We start from the raw sequence: 17,653 nt of genomic DNA on the forward strand, positions 1-17,653 counted from the left end.
GGAATTGTCAGCTCCAGTTGTCGCGTTCGTCCCTGTCGTACAGAACTGTCCCGATCAGAACCGTTGGACCTTCCTGCCCTGTCCGTCCCGTTTACCCCGTCCGCCCCAAGGACTGCACTTGAGCCCCTCATCCCGGCCGGCCGCACTGGCCCTGCTGATATCACTGGCCGTCACCGGATCCCTGTGCCTGTGGGCGGTCGTCGCCGCCCCCGACTCGGTACGGACCACGCTTGCCTGGGGGGCAGGCGCCTGCGCCGTGCTGCTGTCCGCCGCCGTGGCCGCCGCCGTCCATGCCCGCGCCACCGCGAACCGGTTGCGCGCCCGTCTCGCGGCGGAGACCCAGCGGTTCACCGGCGAGATCAGCCGGCTCGTCTCCGCCTCCGCGGTCGAGGGCCAGCGGTTCACCGCCGAGACCGCCCGGATCAAGGCCGCCGCCGAGGCCGAGACCGCGAGGATCGCCTCGCAGGCCGCCGCCGATACCGAACGGCTCACCGCCGAGGTCGAGCGGCTCGGCGCCCGCGCGGCCCGCAGCGACACCGAGCGTTCCGCCGCGGTCGCCGCCTGCGCCAACGCCGCGGGCCGGATGCAGGCCCTGGCCACCAGCATGCTCGCCGACCTGCGCGAGATGGAGCACCGGCACCCCGCCGAGGACGTGCTCGGCGATCTGCTCCATCTGGACCACCGCACCGCCCAGGCGGGCCGGCTCGCCGACTCCATCGCCGTGCTGACCGGCGCCCGCTCCGGCCGGCGCTGGGCGAAGCCGATCGTGATGGAGTCGATCCTGCGCGGCGCGATGGGCCGGATCAGCGGCTATCAGCGGGTACGTCTCCACTCGACCAGCGATGTCGCGGTCGCCGGCCACGCCGCCGAGGGCGTCATGCACGCACTCGCCGAACTCCTCGACAATGCCGCCAACTTCTCGCCGCCCACGGCGGAGGTCCATGTGTACGTCGAGGAGGTGCCGGCCGGCATCGTCCTGACCGTCGAGGACAGCGGCCTGGTCATGAGCGATGTGCAGCTGCGCCGCGCCGAGCGCGCGGTGTCGGCCGTCAACCAGGACCTGACGGGTCTTTCCGGCACCCGGCTCGGCCTCGCCGTCGTCGGCCGACTGGCCCGTAAGCACGGTCTGACCGTGTCGTTCCGGCCGTCCGCGCGCGGCGGCACGGGCGCCCTGATGATGCTCCCGCAGGAGCTCCTCACCCGGACCCCGGAGCCGGCGCCCCAGCCGGCGCCCCGGCTGACATCCGAGCCGAGGCCCGAGCCGGAACCCACGCACGAAACGGCTGCCACGACGGCAACGGAAGCCGTCCCCGCCCCCTCGGACTCCCCCGCGTCCGAGACCACCGGCAACCTCCCCCGGTTCGGCGAGAGCGGGCTCCCCAAGCGCTCCCGCGGCCGCACCCTCGCCGCCGCCGAGGCCCGTACCAACGCCAACGGTGCCACCGCAACTCCCCGGCCCCGTACCGCCGACCCCAAGGAACAGGCAGCCCGCTTCAGCAGCTTCCGCCAGGCTGTTCGGGCCAACTCCCCGCACCCGGAAGAAGGCAACACCCGATGACCGCGACCACCGACGAGAAGCTCAACTGGCTGCTGGAGGGGCTCCTGGAGCGCACCCCCGGCACCCGCCATGCCCTTGTCCTGTCCAGGGACGGACTCAAGTTGTGCCGTACCCCCGAGCTCTCCGTCGACCAGGCCGACCAACTGGCCGCGATCTCGGCCGGTATCCAGAGCCTGTCGCACGGCGCGTCCGTCGAGTTCGGTGACGGCACCGGCGGCGTACGGTCCGCGATGGCCGAGTTCTACGGCGGTGTGCTGTTCATCGTCGAGGCGGGTGCGGGCGCCCATCTCGCGGTCGTCGCCTCGGAGGACGCCGACGTCGGCTTCATCGGCCACAACATGAGCGAACTCGTCGAGCAGTTGGGCGAGCACCTGAGCGCCCCGCCGCGTTCCCCCTCGGCCTCCGGGGCCGCCGCGGTCGTCGACGCGACAGCGGACGTATGACCCGCCCCCGTCCCGGCCGGGACGACGCCCCGGACCGGCTGTACACCCTCACCGGTGGCCGCAGCCGGTCCGACTCGGACGCTTTCGACCTGGTGACGCTGGTCGTCTCCGAGTGCGAGCCGGCCCCCGGCATGCAGTCGGAGCACGTCACGATCCTGCGGATGTGCACGCGGCCCACCGCGGTCGTGGAGATCGCGGCGAGCCTCGGCCTGCCGGTCAGCATCGTCCGGATCATGCTGTCCGATCTGCTGGACACCGGCCGGATCAGCGCCCGTCACCCCCGTACCGCCCGTGTCGCGGACCGGCTCCCCGACCCCGACATCCTGGAACAGGTGCTCGTTGGACTCCGCAACCTCTGACCGTGCCGCCCTGCAGGCGACGGCCGACAACGGACTGAAGATCGTCGTCGTCGGCGGCTTCGGTGTCGGCAAGACCACCATGGTCCGCTCCGTCAGCGAGATCCGTCCGCTGAACACGGAAGAGACCATGACCCGCGCGGGCGAGGCCGTCGACCATCTCGACGGTGTGCAGTCGAAGACGTCCACGACCGTCGCCTTCGACTTCGGCCGGATCTCGCTCGACGAACGCTCGGTGCTGTACCTCTTCGGCGCCCCCGGTCAGGAACGGTTCTGGTTCCTGTGGGACCGGCTGTTCTCGGGCACGCTCGGTGCCGTCGTCCTCGTCGACACCCGCAGGCTCGCCGACTCCTGGTACGCGATCGACCGTCTGGAGCACCACGGCACGCCGTTCATCGTGGCGTGCAACGACTTCGGCGGCCCGCTCCACACCGAACAGCAGATACGGGAGGCGCTCGACCTCTCGGACGACGTACCCCTGGTGGAGTGCGACGCCCGGGACCGTTCGTCCAGCAAGTACGTACTGATCACGCTGGTCGAGTACCTGCATGCCCTGTCGCAGGGCAATGCCTCCGCCACGTCCGCCGACCGTCCGGAGATCACGCCGGAGAAGACCCCGGAGCCCACCTCGTGACCCAGCCTCCGGCGCCGGCCTCCGGCTGCCCCGTGTCCCAGGGCCGCGCGCCGCTCTCCGGCCCCCGGTTCCAGACCGAACCGACCCGGCTGTACCGGGAGATGCGCCGTGACCACGGGGCCGTGGCGCCCGTCGTCCTCGACGGCGACGTCCCCGCCTGGCTCGTGCTCGGCTACCGCGAACTGCACCAGCTGACCAGCGACCCGGTGCTGTTCAGCCGCGACTCCGACCTGTGGAACCAGTGGGAGCGCATCCCCGACGACTGGCCGCTGCTGCCGATGATCGGCCGCAAGCAGCCGTCGATCCTCTACACGGTCGGCCCGCGGCACACCGAGCGCGCCGGAATGATCAGCAATGCGCTGGAGGCCGTCGATCCGTTCGCGCTGAAGCGGTACGCGGAGGAGTTCGCCGACGGTCTCGTCGACCGGTTCTGCTCCACGGGCGGGACCGAGATCATCGCCGAGTACGCGATGCTGCTCCCCGCCCTCGTACTGGCGAAGATCTACGGCTTCAGCGACACCATCGGCGCGGCGCTCGTGGGCTCGATCAACGACATGATCGACGGCCGGGAGCGGGCCCTCGCCGGGCAGCAGCACCTCGCCTCGTCCATGGTCCGGCTGCTGGCCGACAAGCACGCCGCGCCCGGCGACGACGTCGCCACGCGGATGCTCGCCGACACAGGCGGTTTCACCGACGAGGAGATCGCCCAGGACCTGATGGTCATGATGGCCGCGGGCCACCAGCCGACCGCCGACTGGATCGGCAACTCGCTTCGGCTGATGCTCACCGACGACCGGTTCGCCGCCTCTCTCTCGGGCGGCAGGCACAGCGTCGCCGAGGCCATGAACGAGGTGCTCTGGGAAGACACCCCGACGCAGAACATCGCGGGCCGCTGGGCGTCGCGCGACACCCATCTCGGCGGGCGCCACATCCAGGCGGGCGACCTGCTGCTGCTGGGCATCGCCGCCGCCAACGCGGACCCGCAGATCCGCACCGACGGTTCCGCACTGACCGGTGGCAACAACGCGTTCCTCTCCTTCGGCCACGGCGAGCACCGCTGCCCGTTCCCGGCCCAGGAGACCGCCGAGGTCATCGCCCGTACCGGCATCGAGGTGCTGCTGGACCGGCTCCCGGACATCGACCTCGCCGTCCCCGCCGAACAGCTCACCCGGCGCCCCTCCCCCTGGCTGCGGGGCCTGACGGACCTGCCGGTGACCTTCACACCCACCCCTGCCGTCGGAACCGCCGTCGGACACGCCGTCGGACACGCCATCGGAGGCCAGAGATGACCCGGATCGCCCTCGACCCCTTCGTCGCCGACCTCGACGGCGAGAGTGCCCGACTGCGGGCGGCGGGCCCGCTCGCCGAGGTGGAACTGCCGGGCGGAGTGCACTGCTACGCGGTCACCCGCCACACCGAGGCGCGGCAGCTGCTCACCGACAGCCGGATCGTGAAGGACATCAATGTCTGGGGCGCCTGGCAGCGCGGCGAAATACCGATGGACTGGCCGCTGATCGGCCTCGCCAACCCGGGCCGCTCCATGCTCACGGTCGACGGCGCGGACCACCGCCGACTGCGCACCCTGGTCGCGCAGGCGCTGACCGTGAAGCGGGTGGAGCGGCTGCGGGCCGGCATCGAGGCGCTGACCACGGCGAGCCTGGACCGGCTGGCCGCGCTGCCCAGGGGCGGAAAGGTCGACCTGAAGGCGGAGTTCGCGTACCCGCTGCCGATGAACGTGATCGGCGAGCTCATGGGCGTGGACAGCGCGGACCACCCGCGGCTGAAGGAGCTCTTCGAGAAGTTCTTCTCCACGCAGACGCCGCCGAAGGAGGTCCCGCAGATGATGGCGGACCTCGGCGCGCTCTTCACGAAGATCGTCGACTCCAAGCGGGAAAATCCGGGCGACGACCTCACCAGCGCGTTGATCGCGGCCTCCGAGGACGGTGACCACCTCACCGACGAGGAGATCGTCAACACCCTCCAGCTGATCGTCGCGGCCGGTCACGAGACCACGATCAGCCTGATCGTGAACGCGGTCGTCGCACTCCAGACCCACCCCGAGCAGCGCAAACAGGTGCTGAACGGTCAGGTGCCGTGGGAGAACGTGATCGAGGAGACCCTGCGCTGGAACACCCCCACGTCCCATGTCCTGATCCGGTTCGCCACGGAGGACGTCGAGGTGGGCGACAAGGTCCTGCCCAAGGGCGAGGCGCTGATCGTCTCCTTCGGTGCGCTCGGCCGCGACGAGGCGCAGCACGGGCCGACGGCCGGTGACTTCGACATCACCCGCTCCCCCAACCGCCACATCGCGTTCGGCCACGGCCCGCACGTCTGCCCGGGTGCGGCACTGTCCCGGCTGGAGGCGGGGGTGGCGCTGCCCGCGCTGTACGAGCGGTTCCCGGATCTGGAGCTCGCCGTCCCGGCCTCCGAGCTGCGGAACAAGCCGATCGTCACCCAGAACGACCTGTACGACCTGCCGGTCGAGCTGGGCTGATCCGCCGTTCGATGTGGTCCACAAGCCGGAGCGGGTGTCTCATCCGACGGACACGGTCCTCGACCGTGTCCGTGAGGTACTACGCTCCGGTTCGTGGCCGATATCCAGATTCCCGCTGACATCAAGCCCGCCGACGGACGCTTCGGCGCCGGTCCTTCCAAGGTGCGGACGGAGGCGCTCGACGCGCTGGCCGCCACCGGTACGTCTCTTCTCGGCACGTCCCACCGCCAGGCCCCGGTCAAGAACCTGGTCGGCTCGGTGCGTCAGGGCGTGCGCGACCTCTTCTCCCTCCCCGAGGGATACGAGGTGATCCTGGGCAACGGCGGCTCCACCGCCTTCTGGGACATCGCGACGCACGGTCTGATCGAGACGAAGTCCCAGCACCTCAACTTCGGCGAGTTCTCGTCGAAGTTCGCGAAGGCCGCCAAGCTCGCCCCGTGGCTGGCCGACCCGACCGTGATCGCCTCCGACCCGGGCACCCACCCGGACCCGCAGGCCGAGGCGGGCGTCGACGTCTACGCGCTCACGCACAACGAGACGTCGACCGGTGTCGCCATGCCGGTCAAGCGCGTCGCGGGCGCCGACGAGGGCTCCCTGGTCCTGGTGGACGCCACCTCCGGTGCGGGCGGCCTGCCGGTCGACATCACCGAGTCGGACGTCTACTACTTCGCCCCGCAGAAGTCGTTCGCCTCCGACGGCGGCCTCTGGATCGCCGTGTTCTCCCCGGCGGCCCTGGAGCGCGCCGCACGCATCCACGCGTCCGGCCGGCACATCCCGGAGTTCTTCTCGCTGCCGACTGCGATCGACAACTCCCTCAAGAACCAGACGTACAACACCCCGGCGCTCGCCACGCTGTTCCTTCTGAACGAGCAGCTGACCTGGCTGAACACCCAGGGCGGCCTGGACTTCTCGACCGGCCGCACGGCCACCTCGGCGCGGAACCTGTACGGCTGGGCGGAGGAGTCCAAGTACGCGACCCCGTTCGTCACCGACCCGGCGAAGCGCTCGCAGGTCATCGGCACGATCGACTTCGCGGACGAGATCGACGCCTCCGTCGTCGCGAAGGTCCTGCGCGCCAACGGAATCGTCGACACCGAGCCGTACCGCAAGCTGGGCCGCAACCAGCTGCGCGTGGCGATGTTCCCGGCGATCGACCCGTCGGACATCCAGGCCCTGACGGCCTGCATCGACTACGTGATCGAGAAGCTGTAACGAGGACGCACACAGGAGAAGGGCCCCGCGCCGATGCGTGGGGCCCTTCGTCGTTCACTCGACCGGGTGGCGGACTTCCCGGCGCGGGCGGCCGGATCGTCCTACGGAGATGGCCTCGACATAGCCCCTTCAGGCGGCCCGCAATGTCTGCAGCAGCAGCCGGGCGCCCCTGTGACGGTGAGCCGGAATCGCTGCTCGAAACGGCCAACAGCCTCATGGATCCCGGTGACTCTCGACATCGACGAGCTCATCCGAGCCGGCCGCCCCCGGGCCTGATCCGCCCCGGCACGAGGAACCGCGCTCGTGTGCAGGGCCGGGTCGTCGAGCACGGCCGCCATCTCGTCCGCGTACCCCACCCGCAGCGGCAACGCGTCCAGCCGGGCGGTGGCGAAGGGCCCGGGTCCGGGAATCATTCGGTTCTCCACAGCTGCCCGACCCTATGCGCGTCGCGGCGGACCGGACCGTCAGTTCCCCTTCCGCCGCCGCCCCATGAACACCAGGACGGCGATCCCCGCCAGCACCAGCACACCGGTCAGGGTCGTGCCCTTCACGTCCCCGGTGCTTGTGCCCCCCGCGCCGGCGGACGACGCCGACGAGTCGCCGCCCCGGGACGGCGACTTCCCGTCGCCTCCGCCCCCGCTTCCGCCCACGTCCACCCGCACCACATCGCTCTGCTCCCCCTCCGTGCCGAACATCAGCGCCGAGCCGTCCGCCGTGTACGTCACCGACTCGGCCTGCCGCTGCAGCGGTGCCTGGACCGCGTGGTCGGCGCCGAGCCTGCCGTCCTTGAAGGCGTAGCCACGGGCGCTGAAGTACGAGCGCAGCACCAGCTCCTTGCCGTCCGGCGAGAACGCCCCGTCCGTCACCCACGGCACCTCACCCACCCGTCGGAAGACATTGGTGGCGCCGGTGGTGAGCTCGGCCGGGCCCTCGTACAGTCCGCCGCCGTCCTCGTTCTTCGACGCGATGTAGACGCGCCCGGTCGTGGGGTGGACCATCAGCGCCTCGGCGTTGCGCGGTCCGTCCGCGTACTTCACATCGAACTGTGTGGCGCGGACCGTCGCGTCCTTCAGCTGTTTCGGCTCCGGAAAGCGGTAGATCCAGACGTGGTCCCAGCTGCCGTTCAGGTTGTCGCCGATGTCACCGACGTACAGATTGCCGTCGGGTCCGAGCGAGATGGCCTCGACGTCGCGCGGCTGCCCCACCCCCCGCAGGGTGATCGTCGCGACGGTCTTCCCGGTGCGGGAGTCGACGGCGTAGATGTACGGCCCGTCGTCGCTGTCGTTGTGCGTCCAGTAGATGCCGGGGTGGGCGCGGCTGGCGGCCAGGCCGCTGGACTCGGTGATCCGGGGGTCTTCGATCGTGAAGCTCCGATCGGCTCCGTCCCCGGCCGCGACGGCGGGAGCCGCCCCGGTGAGGAGGAGCACCGCGGCGGCTCCGGACACAGTCAGGTACGAACGCATGACACAAGTGTCCATCGTCACGTCGCAGGTCGGACGAGTGATCCGCGATGATGGCGCCATGCGTTTCATGTTTGTCGGCGATTCCATGTCGATCGGCCGCGCCGGCGACTTCACCTGGCGCTACCGGATGTGGCAGCACCTCGCTTCCACTTTCGGTGCCCCGTTCGCGATCGTCGGCCCACGCAGCGAGCTGTACGACACCGGGACGGGCGCCCCTGTCTCGTACGAGTACGGCGCACCGGAGTTTCCCGCCGAGGCCCGCACCCATCTGGCCGGCTGGGGTGAGGGCTGGCTGCACATGGCCCCGGTGATCGCCGACACGGTCACCGAGCACCGCACGGACATCCTGCTCGTCTCGCTCGGCCTGATAGACCTCGGGTTCTATACGGACAGCGGTCGGACCGCCCTGAACGCAAGGGCGTTCATCACGGCGGCCCGCACCGCGAACCCGCACGTCAAGATGGTGCTCCTGCCCGTGATACCGAACATACGGGCCGAGTCGGACGCCCCGTTCGCCGCCGAGTGCGACCGTTTCAACGAGCTCCTGGCGAAGGCCGTCGCCGACCTCGACGACCCGATGTCCCCGATCCTGCTGGCCTCCCGCCCGCCGGGGTACGACATCCACCGGGACACGTACGACGGGACGCATCCCGGCCCCAGCGGCGAACACAAGCTGGCGGCCGCGTTCGCCGACGCGATGCACCAGGCGTGGGGCCTGGGCGGCCCGTACGCAGCCCGCCCGTAGCCGACATCCGCAGTCGGCACTCGTGGCCGGCCGCGAAGAAACCGAAGGACCCGGACATGACAGGAACGGCCACCCGCTACCTCTATCTCGCCCGGCACGGCGAGGCGGAGGCGGAGGCGGACAGCAGCGGACTGACGGAGAACGGCCGCCGCCAGGCGTACCTGCTCGGCCGACGGCTCCGCGAGCACCCCATTTCGGCGGTGCATCACGGCCCGCTGCCCCGGGCCGCCGAGACCGCGCGGCTGATGGGCGAACAGCTCGGCGACATCCCCCTCCAGGTGGCGGAGACGGCCGGGGACTACGTCCCCCACTTCCCGGACCGGGCCGAACTGCCGACGAACTGCGCCGACGCCCTCCTCCGCTTCCTTGAGCCGTGCACAGCCGAAGAGCGCGTGCAAGGACCGGAGTTGGCGCGCCGGGCCCTGGAGGCGTACACCGGCCCGGTGGCAGGCGACGAAGACGTCCACGAACTGGTCGTCACCCACAACTTCCTGGTGGCGTGGCTGGTACGGCACGCGATGGCCGCACCGCAATGGCGCTGGCTCGGTCTGAACCACGGCAATGCGTCGCTGACGGTCATCCGTTACAGCCCGGACCGCCCGGTGTCGGTCCTGGTCTGCAACGACATGCGGCACCTGCCCGACGAGCTGCGCTGGACGGGCTTCCCGCCCGGCCCCCGCCTCTGAGAACCCGCCCGTCACCGGATTCCCGGCACCTCAGCGCTCCGACCCCGTGGGCCGGGCCCTCACATGCATCCGCTCCCCCTGCTGCCCGAACAGGCTGAGGAATTCGACCGGATCGGGCCCGGCACTGGCCCACGCATGCGGCGTACGCGTGTCGAATTCGGCGACCTCGCCGGCCGTGAGCACCAGATCGTGCTCGCCCAGCACCAGCCGTAGCCGCCCCGCGAGTACGTACACCCACTCGTACCCCTCGTGCACCCGCTGCTCCAGCGGACCCGTCGCCCCGCGACCGCCGGGCAGGATCTGCTTGTACGCGTGCAGCCCGCCGAGGTGCCGGGTGAGCGGCACGAAGGTCATGCCGTCCCTGGTGAAGGGGCGGATATGGATACGTGGATCTCCGGTGGCGGGTGCGCCGACGAGTTCGTCCAGTTGCACCCCGTACGCCTTGGCCAGTGGCAGCAGCAGTTCGAGCGTGGGTTTGCGGCCGCCCGATTCCAGGCGCGAGAGGGTGCTCAGGGAGATCCCGGTCGTCTCGCTGAGCTGCGCCAGGGTCGTGCCGCGTTCCCGGCGCAGGGCGCGCAGCCGCGGCCCGACGCCTGTCAGGACGGTCGAGATCTCGTCGTCCGTACGCTCTGCGCGCTCTCCGTCTTGTTCATCCATCTCCCCATTATTTGCCGTCCCGGCAACGGGGTGTGTCAGGACGGCAGGATCATGGCCAGTGAGAGACGGGTCAGCTCATCGGTCAGCCACTCGGCGTCGACCTGCCGGGGGCGGCGGCCGTGATGGGCCATGAGTTCGTCCACCGAGTGGTTCAGCACGGTGACGGTCACGGTGTGGTCGCTCGCCACCGCCTCGCCCCGTCGCACGGCACGCTCGGCCTCGGAGGTCAGGAAGTCGATCCACATCGCCCGCCATGTCGCGAGGTGCTTGTCCACCTCCCGGCTCACCCCCAGCACCTCGACGAATGCCACCCGGGCCGCGCACGGGTCCTCGGTGACCGCCTTCACATAGGCGTCGAAGAGCAGCCGGACCCGTTCGGCCGTCGGGCAGTCCTCCATGCCCTCGGCCATCAGGGCGTTCTCGGCGGCACGCAGCCCGTAGGTCGCCACCTCGTCGTAGATCGCCATCAGGAGCACCTCCCGCGAGACGAACTCCTGTTGGAAGATGTGGACGGGCACCTTCGCCTGCTCGCACAGGGCCTCGACGCTCGTGTGCGCGTATCCGTACGCGGCGAACAACTGGCGTCCGGCCCGCAGGAGTCGGTCCCGCGCCCCCGGACCCTCCATGGCCTGTCCGACCGCCCTCTTCCGCTGGTTCGCCACGACACCCACCATCGGTCCTCCTTCGTCGTCCGTACCGCTGCCCCCACTCTCCACGCTCTGCCCCGCCGGTGGTGTCACCGCCACGCGCTCGGGCACGCGCAGGGCAGTGCTTCGGTCAAGTCCGATTGCCCATCGAATCGTTGCTGCTACGGTCTGAAATTTGGATCTACGGAGGTGTCCATGCCGCTGCCCCTGCCCATGCGTCCGCGCCACGCACCCGCACGCGCGGCGGCCGCGCTCGCGTTCTGCTGGGTCGAGGTCCTCCACCAGCTCCCCAAGGGTTACGCCTCCGAGGCCCCCACGGGCTCCACCCGCAAGACCCAGGCGGCCCTCACCGCCCCGTTCAACGCGTACAACGGCCCGGTCGTGCACACCTTCCCCGAGTCGGCGAACGGCTCCACGCCCTTCCACTCCAAGTTCCTCCTGGTCAAGGGCGGCTACGACGACGGCTCGGCCAAGGTCGACGACCGCAAGATCCTCTGGACCGGCAGCCACAACTACACCTTCAACTCCCTGCGCTACAGCGACGAGGTGTTCGTGAAGCTGGAGGACAGCTCGGTGTACGACGCGTACGAGGCGTTCTTCAAGTCGGCACTCCCGAGCGCCACGTGCACCTGGGTCGAGGGCACCTGGTCCCCGAGCAGCTGCTCCTGACCAAAAAGACCCCTCAGCGACCCCGGAGAACCCCCTTTCGTGCCACTCCACGGGTGCACCCGCACCCAAAAGGATCAGGCGCGAGGGGGGTGCCGACCAACCCGCCCCGGGCCGCAAGGCGCCCACCAGCGGCCCTCACCGGCACTTTTCCACCGGGGCTCCGACGCCGGACGGATCTACGATCTCCCTCCTGGAAAGGGGATCCGCATGGACCGGAACATACGCACGGTGGACGACGTACTCAGGCTCCTGGACGGCCTGTTCACGCGGGAGGCCGACCGGTGGACAGCCGACGGGGCCTCCTGGTGGGACAGCTTCTACGCGGACCGGACCAAGCCTGTCCCGTTCTTCGTGGCGAAGCCCGACGAGAACCTCGTCTCGCACCTGGACCGCGGCCTGATCACCCCGGGCCGCGCCCTCGACCTGGGCTGCGGCCCGGGCCGCAACGCCCTTCACCTCGCCTCCCGGGGCTTCGTGGTCGACGCGGTGGACCTGTCCCGGGCGGCCATCACATGGGCCGAGGACCGCGCCCGCGAGGCGGGGGCCGATGTCCGGTTCCACTGCGGCGACGCGTTCACCCTTGCGGCGACCGAGCTGACCGGCCCGTACGACCTGATCTACGACTCCGGCTGCTTCCACCACCTGCCGCCCCACCGCCGCATCAGCTACCTCGCCCTGCTCGACCGCTGCCTCGCACCCGGCGGCCATCTCGCCCTCACCTGCTTCGCAGCCGGTGAGACGGGCATGGGCTCCGAACTCCCCGACGCCTCCTTCTACGACCGGGCCGGCCTGCAGGGCGGCCTCGCCTACACGCCGGAGTCGTTGCGCTGGATCTTCTCCGACCTGACGGAGATCGAACTCCGCCGCATGCACGACGAACCGCCCGAGTCCCCGTACTTCGGCGAGCCCTTCCTCTGGACGGCCCTGTTCCGCCGAACCACCGAGTCCTGACGAGCGATTGTCCGCTGCCCGACTGCCGAGCGTTTCAGCAGGACCGCGAGGGCAGGGCCGTGAACATGACGTCTTCGGCCCGAGCGGTGACTTCGAGCTCGTCGCCAAGAGCCCATTCGGCGACCCGCGAGACCGTGGCGGCCGGGATGCGGTCGCTGATTCCGGGGGCCGCCGGAATATCCTGCGTCGCATGGGCGTCGTGCGGCATGAGGACCCGATACCCCAGCGCCAGGGCTGCGCGGGCCGTCGCCTGGACACACATCTCCGACATCACACCGCAGATGGCGAGCGCCTGTACCCGCGATTCGGTCAAGAGGCCGCCCAGCGAAGTCCCGTCGAACCCGTTGTCCTCGGTCTTGCGGATCACGACCTCACAGGGGCCGGTCTCGACGGGATGGTGGAGTTCCCAACCGGGCGTGTGCGGCTCGTCGCCCGCTCCGGCCGGCCCGTCGTTCTGAATGTGGACAACGAGCGCCCCGCTCCTTCGCGCCCGTGCGATCAGGTCTGCCGTCCGGTCCAGGAGCCGGGCCGTCCCGGGCACTGCCCTGTCACCGCAGACGGCGGCCTTCTGAACGTCCACAACGAGCAGGGCTTCCGCAGGAAGCGCACGATTGTCCATGCCGTCATCATGTCCGCCGAGGCCGTGCACCTCTACGTGTTTTCGACCTGATGGCAGGAGAGGGCGCCGCCTTCGCATCACCGAACACATTGGTGCGATCGTCAGCACAATGTGGCGTGAGCGCATGCATGGAACGGGGATGGAGTTGCGAGCGAAGGGACTGAAACCCAAGTGACTGACCATTCGTCACACGCGGTGCTGGAGCGACTGCGCGCCATCGACTGGAGCGACGATCTCAAGGCATTCGAGCACGCGAATTCGCGTGCCCTGTTGATGCGGGAGTACCTGCGCCGCGCTGCTCTGTGGGCGCGAGCGTGCGGTGCCGAGCAGTCCTGGCCGTTCTTCGATATCGCGGAGCACGCCGCCGAGGCGATCCAGACGCCCCCCGAAGTCGCCGCCGCTCTGGAAGAGGTCCTGAGCGGACTCGCTCCGGCCTCCCTCAAGATCACATGCCGAGGTGCGGTCCGGTGGGCAGCGCTCCGGCAGGCCCAGGTCGAGTGGCCCGGCGATCTGCCCGATCCCTACGAACCGTTGCTCCTCATGTACGAACGCGGCGGAGGCTATTTCCTTGAGGAGTTCGTCGACCTCAATGGCGTGATGATCCGGCTGGGAAACGTGGAGAGCAACCTCTCCGCCACCCCCTTCCTCGCCCTCGCCCCCGCGACCCTCGATGCCCTGGACGCCGAGGGCGAGATCACATACTTCGCGAAGATCGACGAGCGGAATCCCAGGAGCAACCCGCGCGGCGTCGTCCGACGCCGAGTCGACGACGACCAGACGTATGACGAAGCCTTCACCCGCAACCTCCGGTGGGAGCCGACCGAATACCTGAGGCGGTACGCCCTCGGACACAACGACATCGACCACGTCGGGATCAGCGCGACCGAGGCCGCCGCGTTCATTGGGGCCGTGACGAAGAAACTCATCGGAGCCCGCTGAGCAGAAGTTCAGCGAGGCCCTGACCGACACCCTCAAGTGACACAAGGAACCCGGCTGGGCCCGGCCGGCACTCCGCGCCCATCCGGTCGGCCGCCCGAACCTCAGGGGCGCGGCCACCGGCGTCCGCTCAGGCGCTCGATGTCTGCGTTGAAGCGCCTGAGGTACGCGGCGAAGGCCGAGACGTCCTCCTCGGACCAGTCGGACATGATCTGGTCCAGCGAGCTCGTATTGCGCTCCCGCTCGTCATCGAGCATGCGCACACCCTCGTCGGTGATGCGGAACTTGCGAGCCATGCCGCCCTCGGGGTCGGGTATGCGCTCGACGAGGCCGGCGCGCTTCGCCGCGGCGGTCTGCCGGTTGAGGGTCGAGGCGTCGAGCCCGAAGGCGTCGCTCAGTTCACCGATCGACATGGGCCCCTGGACACGGATACGGCTGAGCAGGATGTAGGCGCTCCGCTCCAGCCGGCTGTCCTCACGGCGACCACCCCTGTGATGCAGAAGTCCATGGCGGCTGAGCAGCATCTGCTCGTACTCGACCTCTTGCGTAGCCCTGACCATGCGACCGCTGCCTCTCGCTCCTTGCCGGGCCGCCGGCACGTTTCATTTCGGAGCGGCCCCGCTCCATCCTCTCACACGACTATGTATCACACACACAATGTGGTTGATGCATAAGTCATGTACGATGCAATTCGATACCCGACAGACACCCGAGGAGTCCCGGCATGGGAACCCCCCAAGCATCGACCCGCGCGAACGGTGTGATCGCCACGCTGGCATTCGCCGGCACCGTGGCAGCGATCATGCAGACCCTGGTCACGCCGCTCATCGCGGAACTGCCGCAGATCCTGCACACCAGCTCCGCGAACAGCGCCTGGGTGATCACGGTGACCCTGCTGGTGGGGGCGGTGTGCGTGCCCGTCACCGGACGCCTCGGCGACCTGCTGGGCAAGCGCCGGATGCTCCTCGCCTGTTCCGTGCCCCTCATCGCGGGATCGGTGGTCTGCGCCCTCGCATCGTCCGTCGTGCCCATGATCATCGGACGTGGTCTACAGGGCATGGGCATGGGCATGGTGCCGCTCGGCATCGCCCTGCTCCGCGACGTGGTCCCCGCCGAGAAGCTCAGCTCCTCCATCGCCCTGGTCAGCGCGTCCATGGGTATCGGCGGCGGCCTCGGCCTGCCGATCGCCTCGGCCGTCGCTCAGTACGCGAACTGGCGCGTGCTGTTCTGGGGCTCCGCCGTCCTGGCCGTGGCCATCGCCACCCTGATCTGGTTCCTCATCCCGGACGTCCCGGCCAGCGCCAAGGGGCAGCGTTTCGACGCGCCCGGTGCGCTCGGCCTCGGCGTCGGCCTGGTCTGCCTGCTGCTCGCCGTCTCCAAGGGCGCCGAGTGGGGATGGACCTCCGTGACGACGCTCAGCCTGTTCATCGCCGCCGTCGTCGTGCTGCTGGCCTGGGGCGCGTGGGAACTGCGTACCCGTGACCCGCTCGTCGACCTGCGCACCACGGCCCGCCCGCGCGTGCTGATCACCAACGTCGCCTCGATCTTCGTCGGCTTCGGCATGTACGCCAGCATGTTGATCGTGCCGCAGCTGCTCCAGTTCCCCGAGGCCACCGGTTACGGTCTCGGCCAGTCGATGCTGGCGGCGGGCCTCTGGATGGCCCCCGGCGGCGTCATGATGATGATCGTCTCTCCGTTCGGCGGAAAGCTCACCGACGCGCGCGGCCCGAAGTTCACCCTGATCTGCGGCGTCCTGGTCCTGGCCGCCGGGTACGGCCTCTCCCTCGTCCTCATGGGCACCGCCTGGGGGCTGATGCTGTCCCTCATGGTCATCAACAGCGGTGTGGGGCTCGCCTACGGCTCCATGCCGGCCCTGATCATGGGTTCCGTGCCGCTCTCCGAGACCGCCGCGGCCAACGGCTTCAACACACTGATGCGTTCCCTCGGCACCTCGATCGGCGCCGCCGTGATCGGCGTGGTCCTGTCCCAGATGACCACCACGGCGGGCGGCCACAGCTTCACCTCGGAGAGCGGCTTCCGCACCGGCCTGATCATCGGCTGCGGCGTCGCCCTGGTCGCCGCGGCGATCGCCGTCGTCATCCCGGCGGTGCGCAGCAGTGCGTCCGGCACCGCAAAGGACGATGCGACCCCCGCCCCCGAACAGGCCACTGTCGAAGCCTGACCGGCCCGACACCCGTTGTGGCACCCCACCCGGGCCGCAAGCCCGGCGGGGAAGCGCATCCACGCTGCCCGGCGTCGCCTCTCGGCCGACGCCGGGCAGCGGGCCGAGCGGCGGGCGGGAAACCGTTCGGCCGGATGCCAGAACACGGTCGAGCGTCGACCGGCCGGCGGGTCCCCAGGTCGCCTTGGAGCCGGGAAGGCCCAGGTCCCCGGCTCGGCCGATACTGATGCACCGCCGATCGCCCTTCAGGCGGTCTCGGCCGGGTTCGCCGTGAGGGAAGCGACTCGTTCGCGCCAGGGGATGTGGGGAGGCTGCTGCGCGTACGCGGCTGCTTGGGCGGCCCAGGATGCCCGCGCCTCCTCCTGGCGGCACGGGGCGCAGTGTGTTTCGTCGCCCACCGCCCGGAAGACGTGATCCTCGCCGGGACCGGCGCAGGGGACGAGTTCTCTGACGCGGGGTGCATTCGCGGGGCGGGCAGTGGTGGGTTCCGGGGGCTCCGGGAGTTTCTGTACGAGGCGGTGGCGCAGGAATCCGACCGCTGACCGCACGCCCTCCGGGGGCAGTTCGCTGGTCAGGGCCCGATGTAAGTCGGTGGTTGTGATGCCGCGCCGAATCCACTCCGCGGCGAGCTCGGCGAGCCCCCGGGCCTCGCGGACTCCCAGGTGCAGCTGGGGTGTTGCGTGGCGAAGTGACAGCAGGAGCCGTTCTGTCACGTTCAGTTCGGGGTCAGGGGTGCTGTCGGGGCCGGGCTCGGCTTCGGGCTCGGCTTCGGAGGGTGGGTGGGGATAGTTCTTCTCACGTTCTTCTTCTACCGGTAGTGAGTCACCGGCCGCCCGAACCCTCGGCTGACCGACCGTCCGTTCCTGCGTACTCGGCTGGGGGGCAGGCATCACCACCGGCCCGTCCTGGACCCGTCGGGCCTGTTCCGCCGTGAGGGGGACGTTCGAGCAGAGCTGGTCGGTGGCCCAGTGCCCCCGGCCGACCTGCCGCCGCCGCTCATGTACGAACCCGTTCTCCACCAGCTGCTTCTTGGCCTTCTGGTACGCCCGTCCAGTGATCCCGAGCTTCGCCGCGTGCTCACTGAGCGCCTGCCCGGCCTGGTCTTCGGGAAGCCCCTGTACGTACACGAGGAGGACCTTCGCGTCACTGCCCAGACGCGGATGGCGCACGATGTCGTGCGAAGCCTTCGTGAAGCGCCGAGACGGCGCGATAGCATGCCGAAGCATCCCGGTGGACTCCGTATCCACTCGCGGTGAAGGCCCTCGGCGAGGTGTTGGTAGCACCCCCGGGGGCCGCCCTGCATGCAGGTACAACACAGAGCGTTATGACGCGATCACCGTACCGCAGACCGTGGGAGCCTTGCCCCCTTTCCCGCACATCCCTCGCACAACAGATGTACAT

General features: G+C 69.8%; 19 protein-coding genes and 1 pseudogene. 13 read left to right on the forward strand and 7 right to left on the reverse strand.

Translation table 11 applies throughout. From position 1 onward, the window contains the following. The first annotated feature begins 118 nt into the window (after nt 1-118). The 7 genes from ACFVYE_RS02150 (at nt 119) to serC (ending at nt 6,697) form a co-directional block, all read left to right on the forward strand. The gene (locus tag ACFVYE_RS02150) at nt 119-1,558 is read left to right on the forward strand and encodes an ATP-binding protein (RefSeq protein ID WP_389603634.1); all 1,440 of its coding nucleotides are present in this window, start codon (nt 119-121) and stop codon (nt 1,556-1,558) included. Further along, a complete protein-coding gene (locus ACFVYE_RS02155; protein ID WP_383960976.1) occupies nt 1,555-2,001 on the forward strand; it encodes a roadblock/LC7 domain-containing protein in 447 nt (148 codons plus the stop codon). The genes ACFVYE_RS02150 and ACFVYE_RS02155 overlap by 4 nt, the downstream gene beginning before the upstream one ends. Next, complete coding sequence (locus ACFVYE_RS02160; protein WP_327273701.1) at nt 1,998-2,360, forward strand: DUF742 domain-containing protein; 363 nt, start codon at nt 1,998-2,000, stop codon at nt 2,358-2,360. The genes ACFVYE_RS02155 and ACFVYE_RS02160 overlap by 4 nt, the downstream gene beginning before the upstream one ends. After that, entirely contained in the window at nt 2,341-2,991 is a 651-nt protein-coding gene (locus ACFVYE_RS02165) for an ATP/GTP-binding protein (RefSeq protein WP_383960973.1), read from the forward strand. The genes ACFVYE_RS02160 and ACFVYE_RS02165 overlap by 20 nt, the downstream gene beginning before the upstream one ends. Beyond that, the gene (locus ACFVYE_RS02170; protein WP_389603637.1) at nt 2,988-4,280 is read left to right on the forward strand and encodes a cytochrome P450; all 1,293 of its coding nucleotides are present in this window, start codon (nt 2,988-2,990) and stop codon (nt 4,278-4,280) included. The genes ACFVYE_RS02165 and ACFVYE_RS02170 overlap by 4 nt, the downstream gene beginning before the upstream one ends. After that, the gene (locus ACFVYE_RS02175) at nt 4,277-5,485 is read left to right on the forward strand and encodes a cytochrome P450 (RefSeq protein ID WP_389603639.1); all 1,209 of its coding nucleotides are present in this window, start codon (nt 4,277-4,279) and stop codon (nt 5,483-5,485) included. The genes ACFVYE_RS02170 and ACFVYE_RS02175 overlap by 4 nt, the downstream gene beginning before the upstream one ends. Before the next feature lie 93 nt (nt 5,486-5,578). Beyond that, nucleotides 5,579-6,697, forward strand: a complete 1,119-nt coding sequence (serC, locus tag ACFVYE_RS02180) for a phosphoserine transaminase (protein ID WP_389603641.1) — start codon at nt 5,579-5,581, stop codon at nt 6,695-6,697. Between the two features lie 302 nt (nt 6,698-6,999). Here the strand turns inward: serC and ACFVYE_RS02185 are convergent. Both ACFVYE_RS02185 and ACFVYE_RS02190 read right to left on the reverse strand, forming a co-directional pair. Next, nucleotides 7,000-7,110 (reverse strand): annotated as a pseudogene (locus tag ACFVYE_RS02185) (GNAT family N-acetyltransferase); the annotation flags it as partial. 51 nt (nt 7,111-7,161) lie between these two features. Next, on the reverse strand, nt 7,162-8,160 hold the full coding sequence (locus tag ACFVYE_RS02190; RefSeq protein ID WP_383960963.1) for a WD40 repeat domain-containing protein: 999 nt from the start codon (nt 8,158-8,160) through the stop codon (nt 7,162-7,164). Between the two features lie 58 nt (nt 8,161-8,218). On the opposite strand from ACFVYE_RS02190, the gene ACFVYE_RS02195 reads away from it, so the two are divergent. Together ACFVYE_RS02195 and ACFVYE_RS02200 are read left to right on the forward strand one after the other, a co-directional pair. Beyond that, entirely contained in the window at nt 8,219-8,905 is a 687-nt protein-coding gene (locus tag ACFVYE_RS02195) for a GDSL-type esterase/lipase family protein (RefSeq protein ID WP_383960960.1), read from the forward strand. A gap of 56 nt (nt 8,906-8,961) precedes the next feature. Further along, nucleotides 8,962-9,591, forward strand: coding sequence for a histidine phosphatase family protein (locus ACFVYE_RS02200; protein ID WP_383960958.1), 630 nt, complete (start codon nt 8,962-8,964; stop codon nt 9,589-9,591). A gap of 30 nt (nt 9,592-9,621) precedes the next feature. On the opposite strand, the gene ACFVYE_RS02205 is transcribed toward ACFVYE_RS02200, so the two are convergent. Both ACFVYE_RS02205 and ACFVYE_RS02210 read right to left on the reverse strand, forming a co-directional pair. Then, nucleotides 9,622-10,248 carry a helix-turn-helix domain-containing protein gene (locus ACFVYE_RS02205; protein WP_383960956.1) on the reverse strand — a complete coding sequence of 209 codons (627 nt, stop codon included), beginning with the start codon at nt 10,246-10,248 and terminating at the stop codon, nt 9,622-9,624. 35 nt (nt 10,249-10,283) lie between these two features. Further along, entirely contained in the window at nt 10,284-10,874 is a 591-nt protein-coding gene (locus ACFVYE_RS02210) for a TetR/AcrR family transcriptional regulator (protein ID WP_383961042.1), read from the reverse strand. Between the two features lie 216 nt (nt 10,875-11,090). On the opposite strand from ACFVYE_RS02210, the gene ACFVYE_RS02215 reads away from it, so the two are divergent. Together ACFVYE_RS02215 and ACFVYE_RS02220 are read left to right on the forward strand one after the other, a co-directional pair. After that, nucleotides 11,091-11,564, forward strand: coding sequence for a phospholipase D-like domain-containing protein (locus ACFVYE_RS02215; protein WP_383960953.1), 474 nt, complete (start codon nt 11,091-11,093; stop codon nt 11,562-11,564). A 207-nt stretch (nt 11,565-11,771) separates the two neighbouring features. Continuing rightward, nucleotides 11,772-12,515, forward strand: a complete 744-nt coding sequence (locus ACFVYE_RS02220) for a class I SAM-dependent methyltransferase (RefSeq protein ID WP_383960950.1) — start codon at nt 11,772-11,774, stop codon at nt 12,513-12,515. Between the two features lie 34 nt (nt 12,516-12,549). On the opposite strand, the gene ACFVYE_RS02225 is transcribed toward ACFVYE_RS02220, so the two are convergent. Further along, a complete protein-coding gene (locus ACFVYE_RS02225) occupies nt 12,550-13,134 on the reverse strand; it encodes a cysteine hydrolase family protein (protein WP_389603645.1) in 585 nt (194 codons plus the stop codon). Between the two features lie 171 nt (nt 13,135-13,305). Here ACFVYE_RS02225 and ACFVYE_RS02230 point away from each other — a divergent pair, with 171 nt between their 5' ends. Beyond that, nucleotides 13,306-14,073 (forward strand): hypothetical protein, encoded by a 768-nt coding sequence (locus ACFVYE_RS02230; RefSeq protein ID WP_383960944.1) that lies wholly within the window; start codon nt 13,306-13,308, stop codon nt 14,071-14,073. A 101-nt stretch (nt 14,074-14,174) separates the two neighbouring features. On the opposite strand, the gene ACFVYE_RS02235 is transcribed toward ACFVYE_RS02230, so the two are convergent. Beyond that, entirely contained in the window at nt 14,175-14,630 is a 456-nt protein-coding gene (locus ACFVYE_RS02235; RefSeq protein WP_383960942.1) for a MarR family winged helix-turn-helix transcriptional regulator, read from the reverse strand. A gap of 164 nt (nt 14,631-14,794) precedes the next feature. Here ACFVYE_RS02235 and ACFVYE_RS02240 point away from each other — a divergent pair, with 164 nt between their 5' ends. Continuing rightward, a complete protein-coding gene (locus tag ACFVYE_RS02240; RefSeq protein WP_383960939.1) occupies nt 14,795-16,252 on the forward strand; it encodes an MFS transporter in 1,458 nt (485 codons plus the stop codon). A 245-nt stretch (nt 16,253-16,497) separates the two neighbouring features. Here the strand turns inward: ACFVYE_RS02240 and ACFVYE_RS02245 are convergent, their stop codons facing one another. Then, on the reverse strand, nt 16,498-17,478 hold the full coding sequence (locus ACFVYE_RS02245; protein WP_383960936.1) for a hypothetical protein: 981 nt from the start codon (nt 17,476-17,478) through the stop codon (nt 16,498-16,500). Nucleotides 17,479-17,653 lie beyond the last annotated feature (175 nt).

The organism is Streptomyces sp. NPDC058239 (assembly GCF_042882185.1).
In the GTDB taxonomy this organism is placed as follows: Bacteria; Actinomycetota; Actinomycetes; order Streptomycetales; family Streptomycetaceae; genus Streptomyces.

Bases quoted from the DNA above. Each gene is read 5' to 3' on its own strand.
- ACFVYE_RS02155 (WP_383960976.1), top strand. From the start codon at position 1,555: ATGACCGCGACCACCGACGAGAAGCTCAACTGGCTGCTGGAGGGGCTC.
- ACFVYE_RS02160 (WP_327273701.1), top strand. From the start codon at position 1,998: ATGACCCGCCCCCGTCCCGGCCGGGACGACGCCCCGGACCGGCTGTAC.
- ACFVYE_RS02175 (WP_389603639.1), top strand. From the start codon at position 4,277: ATGACCCGGATCGCCCTCGACCCCTTCGTCGCCGACCTCGACGGCGAG.
- ACFVYE_RS02190 (WP_383960963.1), bottom strand. From the start codon at position 8,160: ATGCGTTCGTACCTGACTGTGTCCGGAGCCGCCGCGGTGCTCCTCCTC.
- ACFVYE_RS02195 (WP_383960960.1), top strand. From the start codon at position 8,219: ATGCGTTTCATGTTTGTCGGCGATTCCATGTCGATCGGCCGCGCCGGC.
- ACFVYE_RS02200 (WP_383960958.1), top strand. From the start codon at position 8,962: ATGACAGGAACGGCCACCCGCTACCTCTATCTCGCCCGGCACGGCGAG.
- ACFVYE_RS02205 (WP_383960956.1), bottom strand. From the start codon at position 10,248: ATGGATGAACAAGACGGAGAGCGCGCAGAGCGTACGGACGACGAGATC.
- ACFVYE_RS02210 (WP_383961042.1), bottom strand. From the start codon at position 10,874: ATGGAGGGTCCGGGGGCGCGGGACCGACTCCTGCGGGCCGGACGCCAG.
- ACFVYE_RS02215 (WP_383960953.1), top strand. From the start codon at position 11,091: ATGCCGCTGCCCCTGCCCATGCGTCCGCGCCACGCACCCGCACGCGCG.
- ACFVYE_RS02220 (WP_383960950.1), top strand. From the start codon at position 11,772: ATGGACCGGAACATACGCACGGTGGACGACGTACTCAGGCTCCTGGAC.
- ACFVYE_RS02225 (WP_389603645.1), bottom strand. From the start codon at position 13,134: ATGGACAATCGTGCGCTTCCTGCGGAAGCCCTGCTCGTTGTGGACGTT.
- ACFVYE_RS02235 (WP_383960942.1), bottom strand. From the start codon at position 14,630: ATGGTCAGGGCTACGCAAGAGGTCGAGTACGAGCAGATGCTGCTCAGC.
- ACFVYE_RS02240 (WP_383960939.1), top strand. From the start codon at position 14,795: ATGGGAACCCCCCAAGCATCGACCCGCGCGAACGGTGTGATCGCCACG.
- ACFVYE_RS02245 (WP_383960936.1), bottom strand. From the start codon at position 17,478: ATGCTTCGGCATGCTATCGCGCCGTCTCGGCGCTTCACGAAGGCTTCG.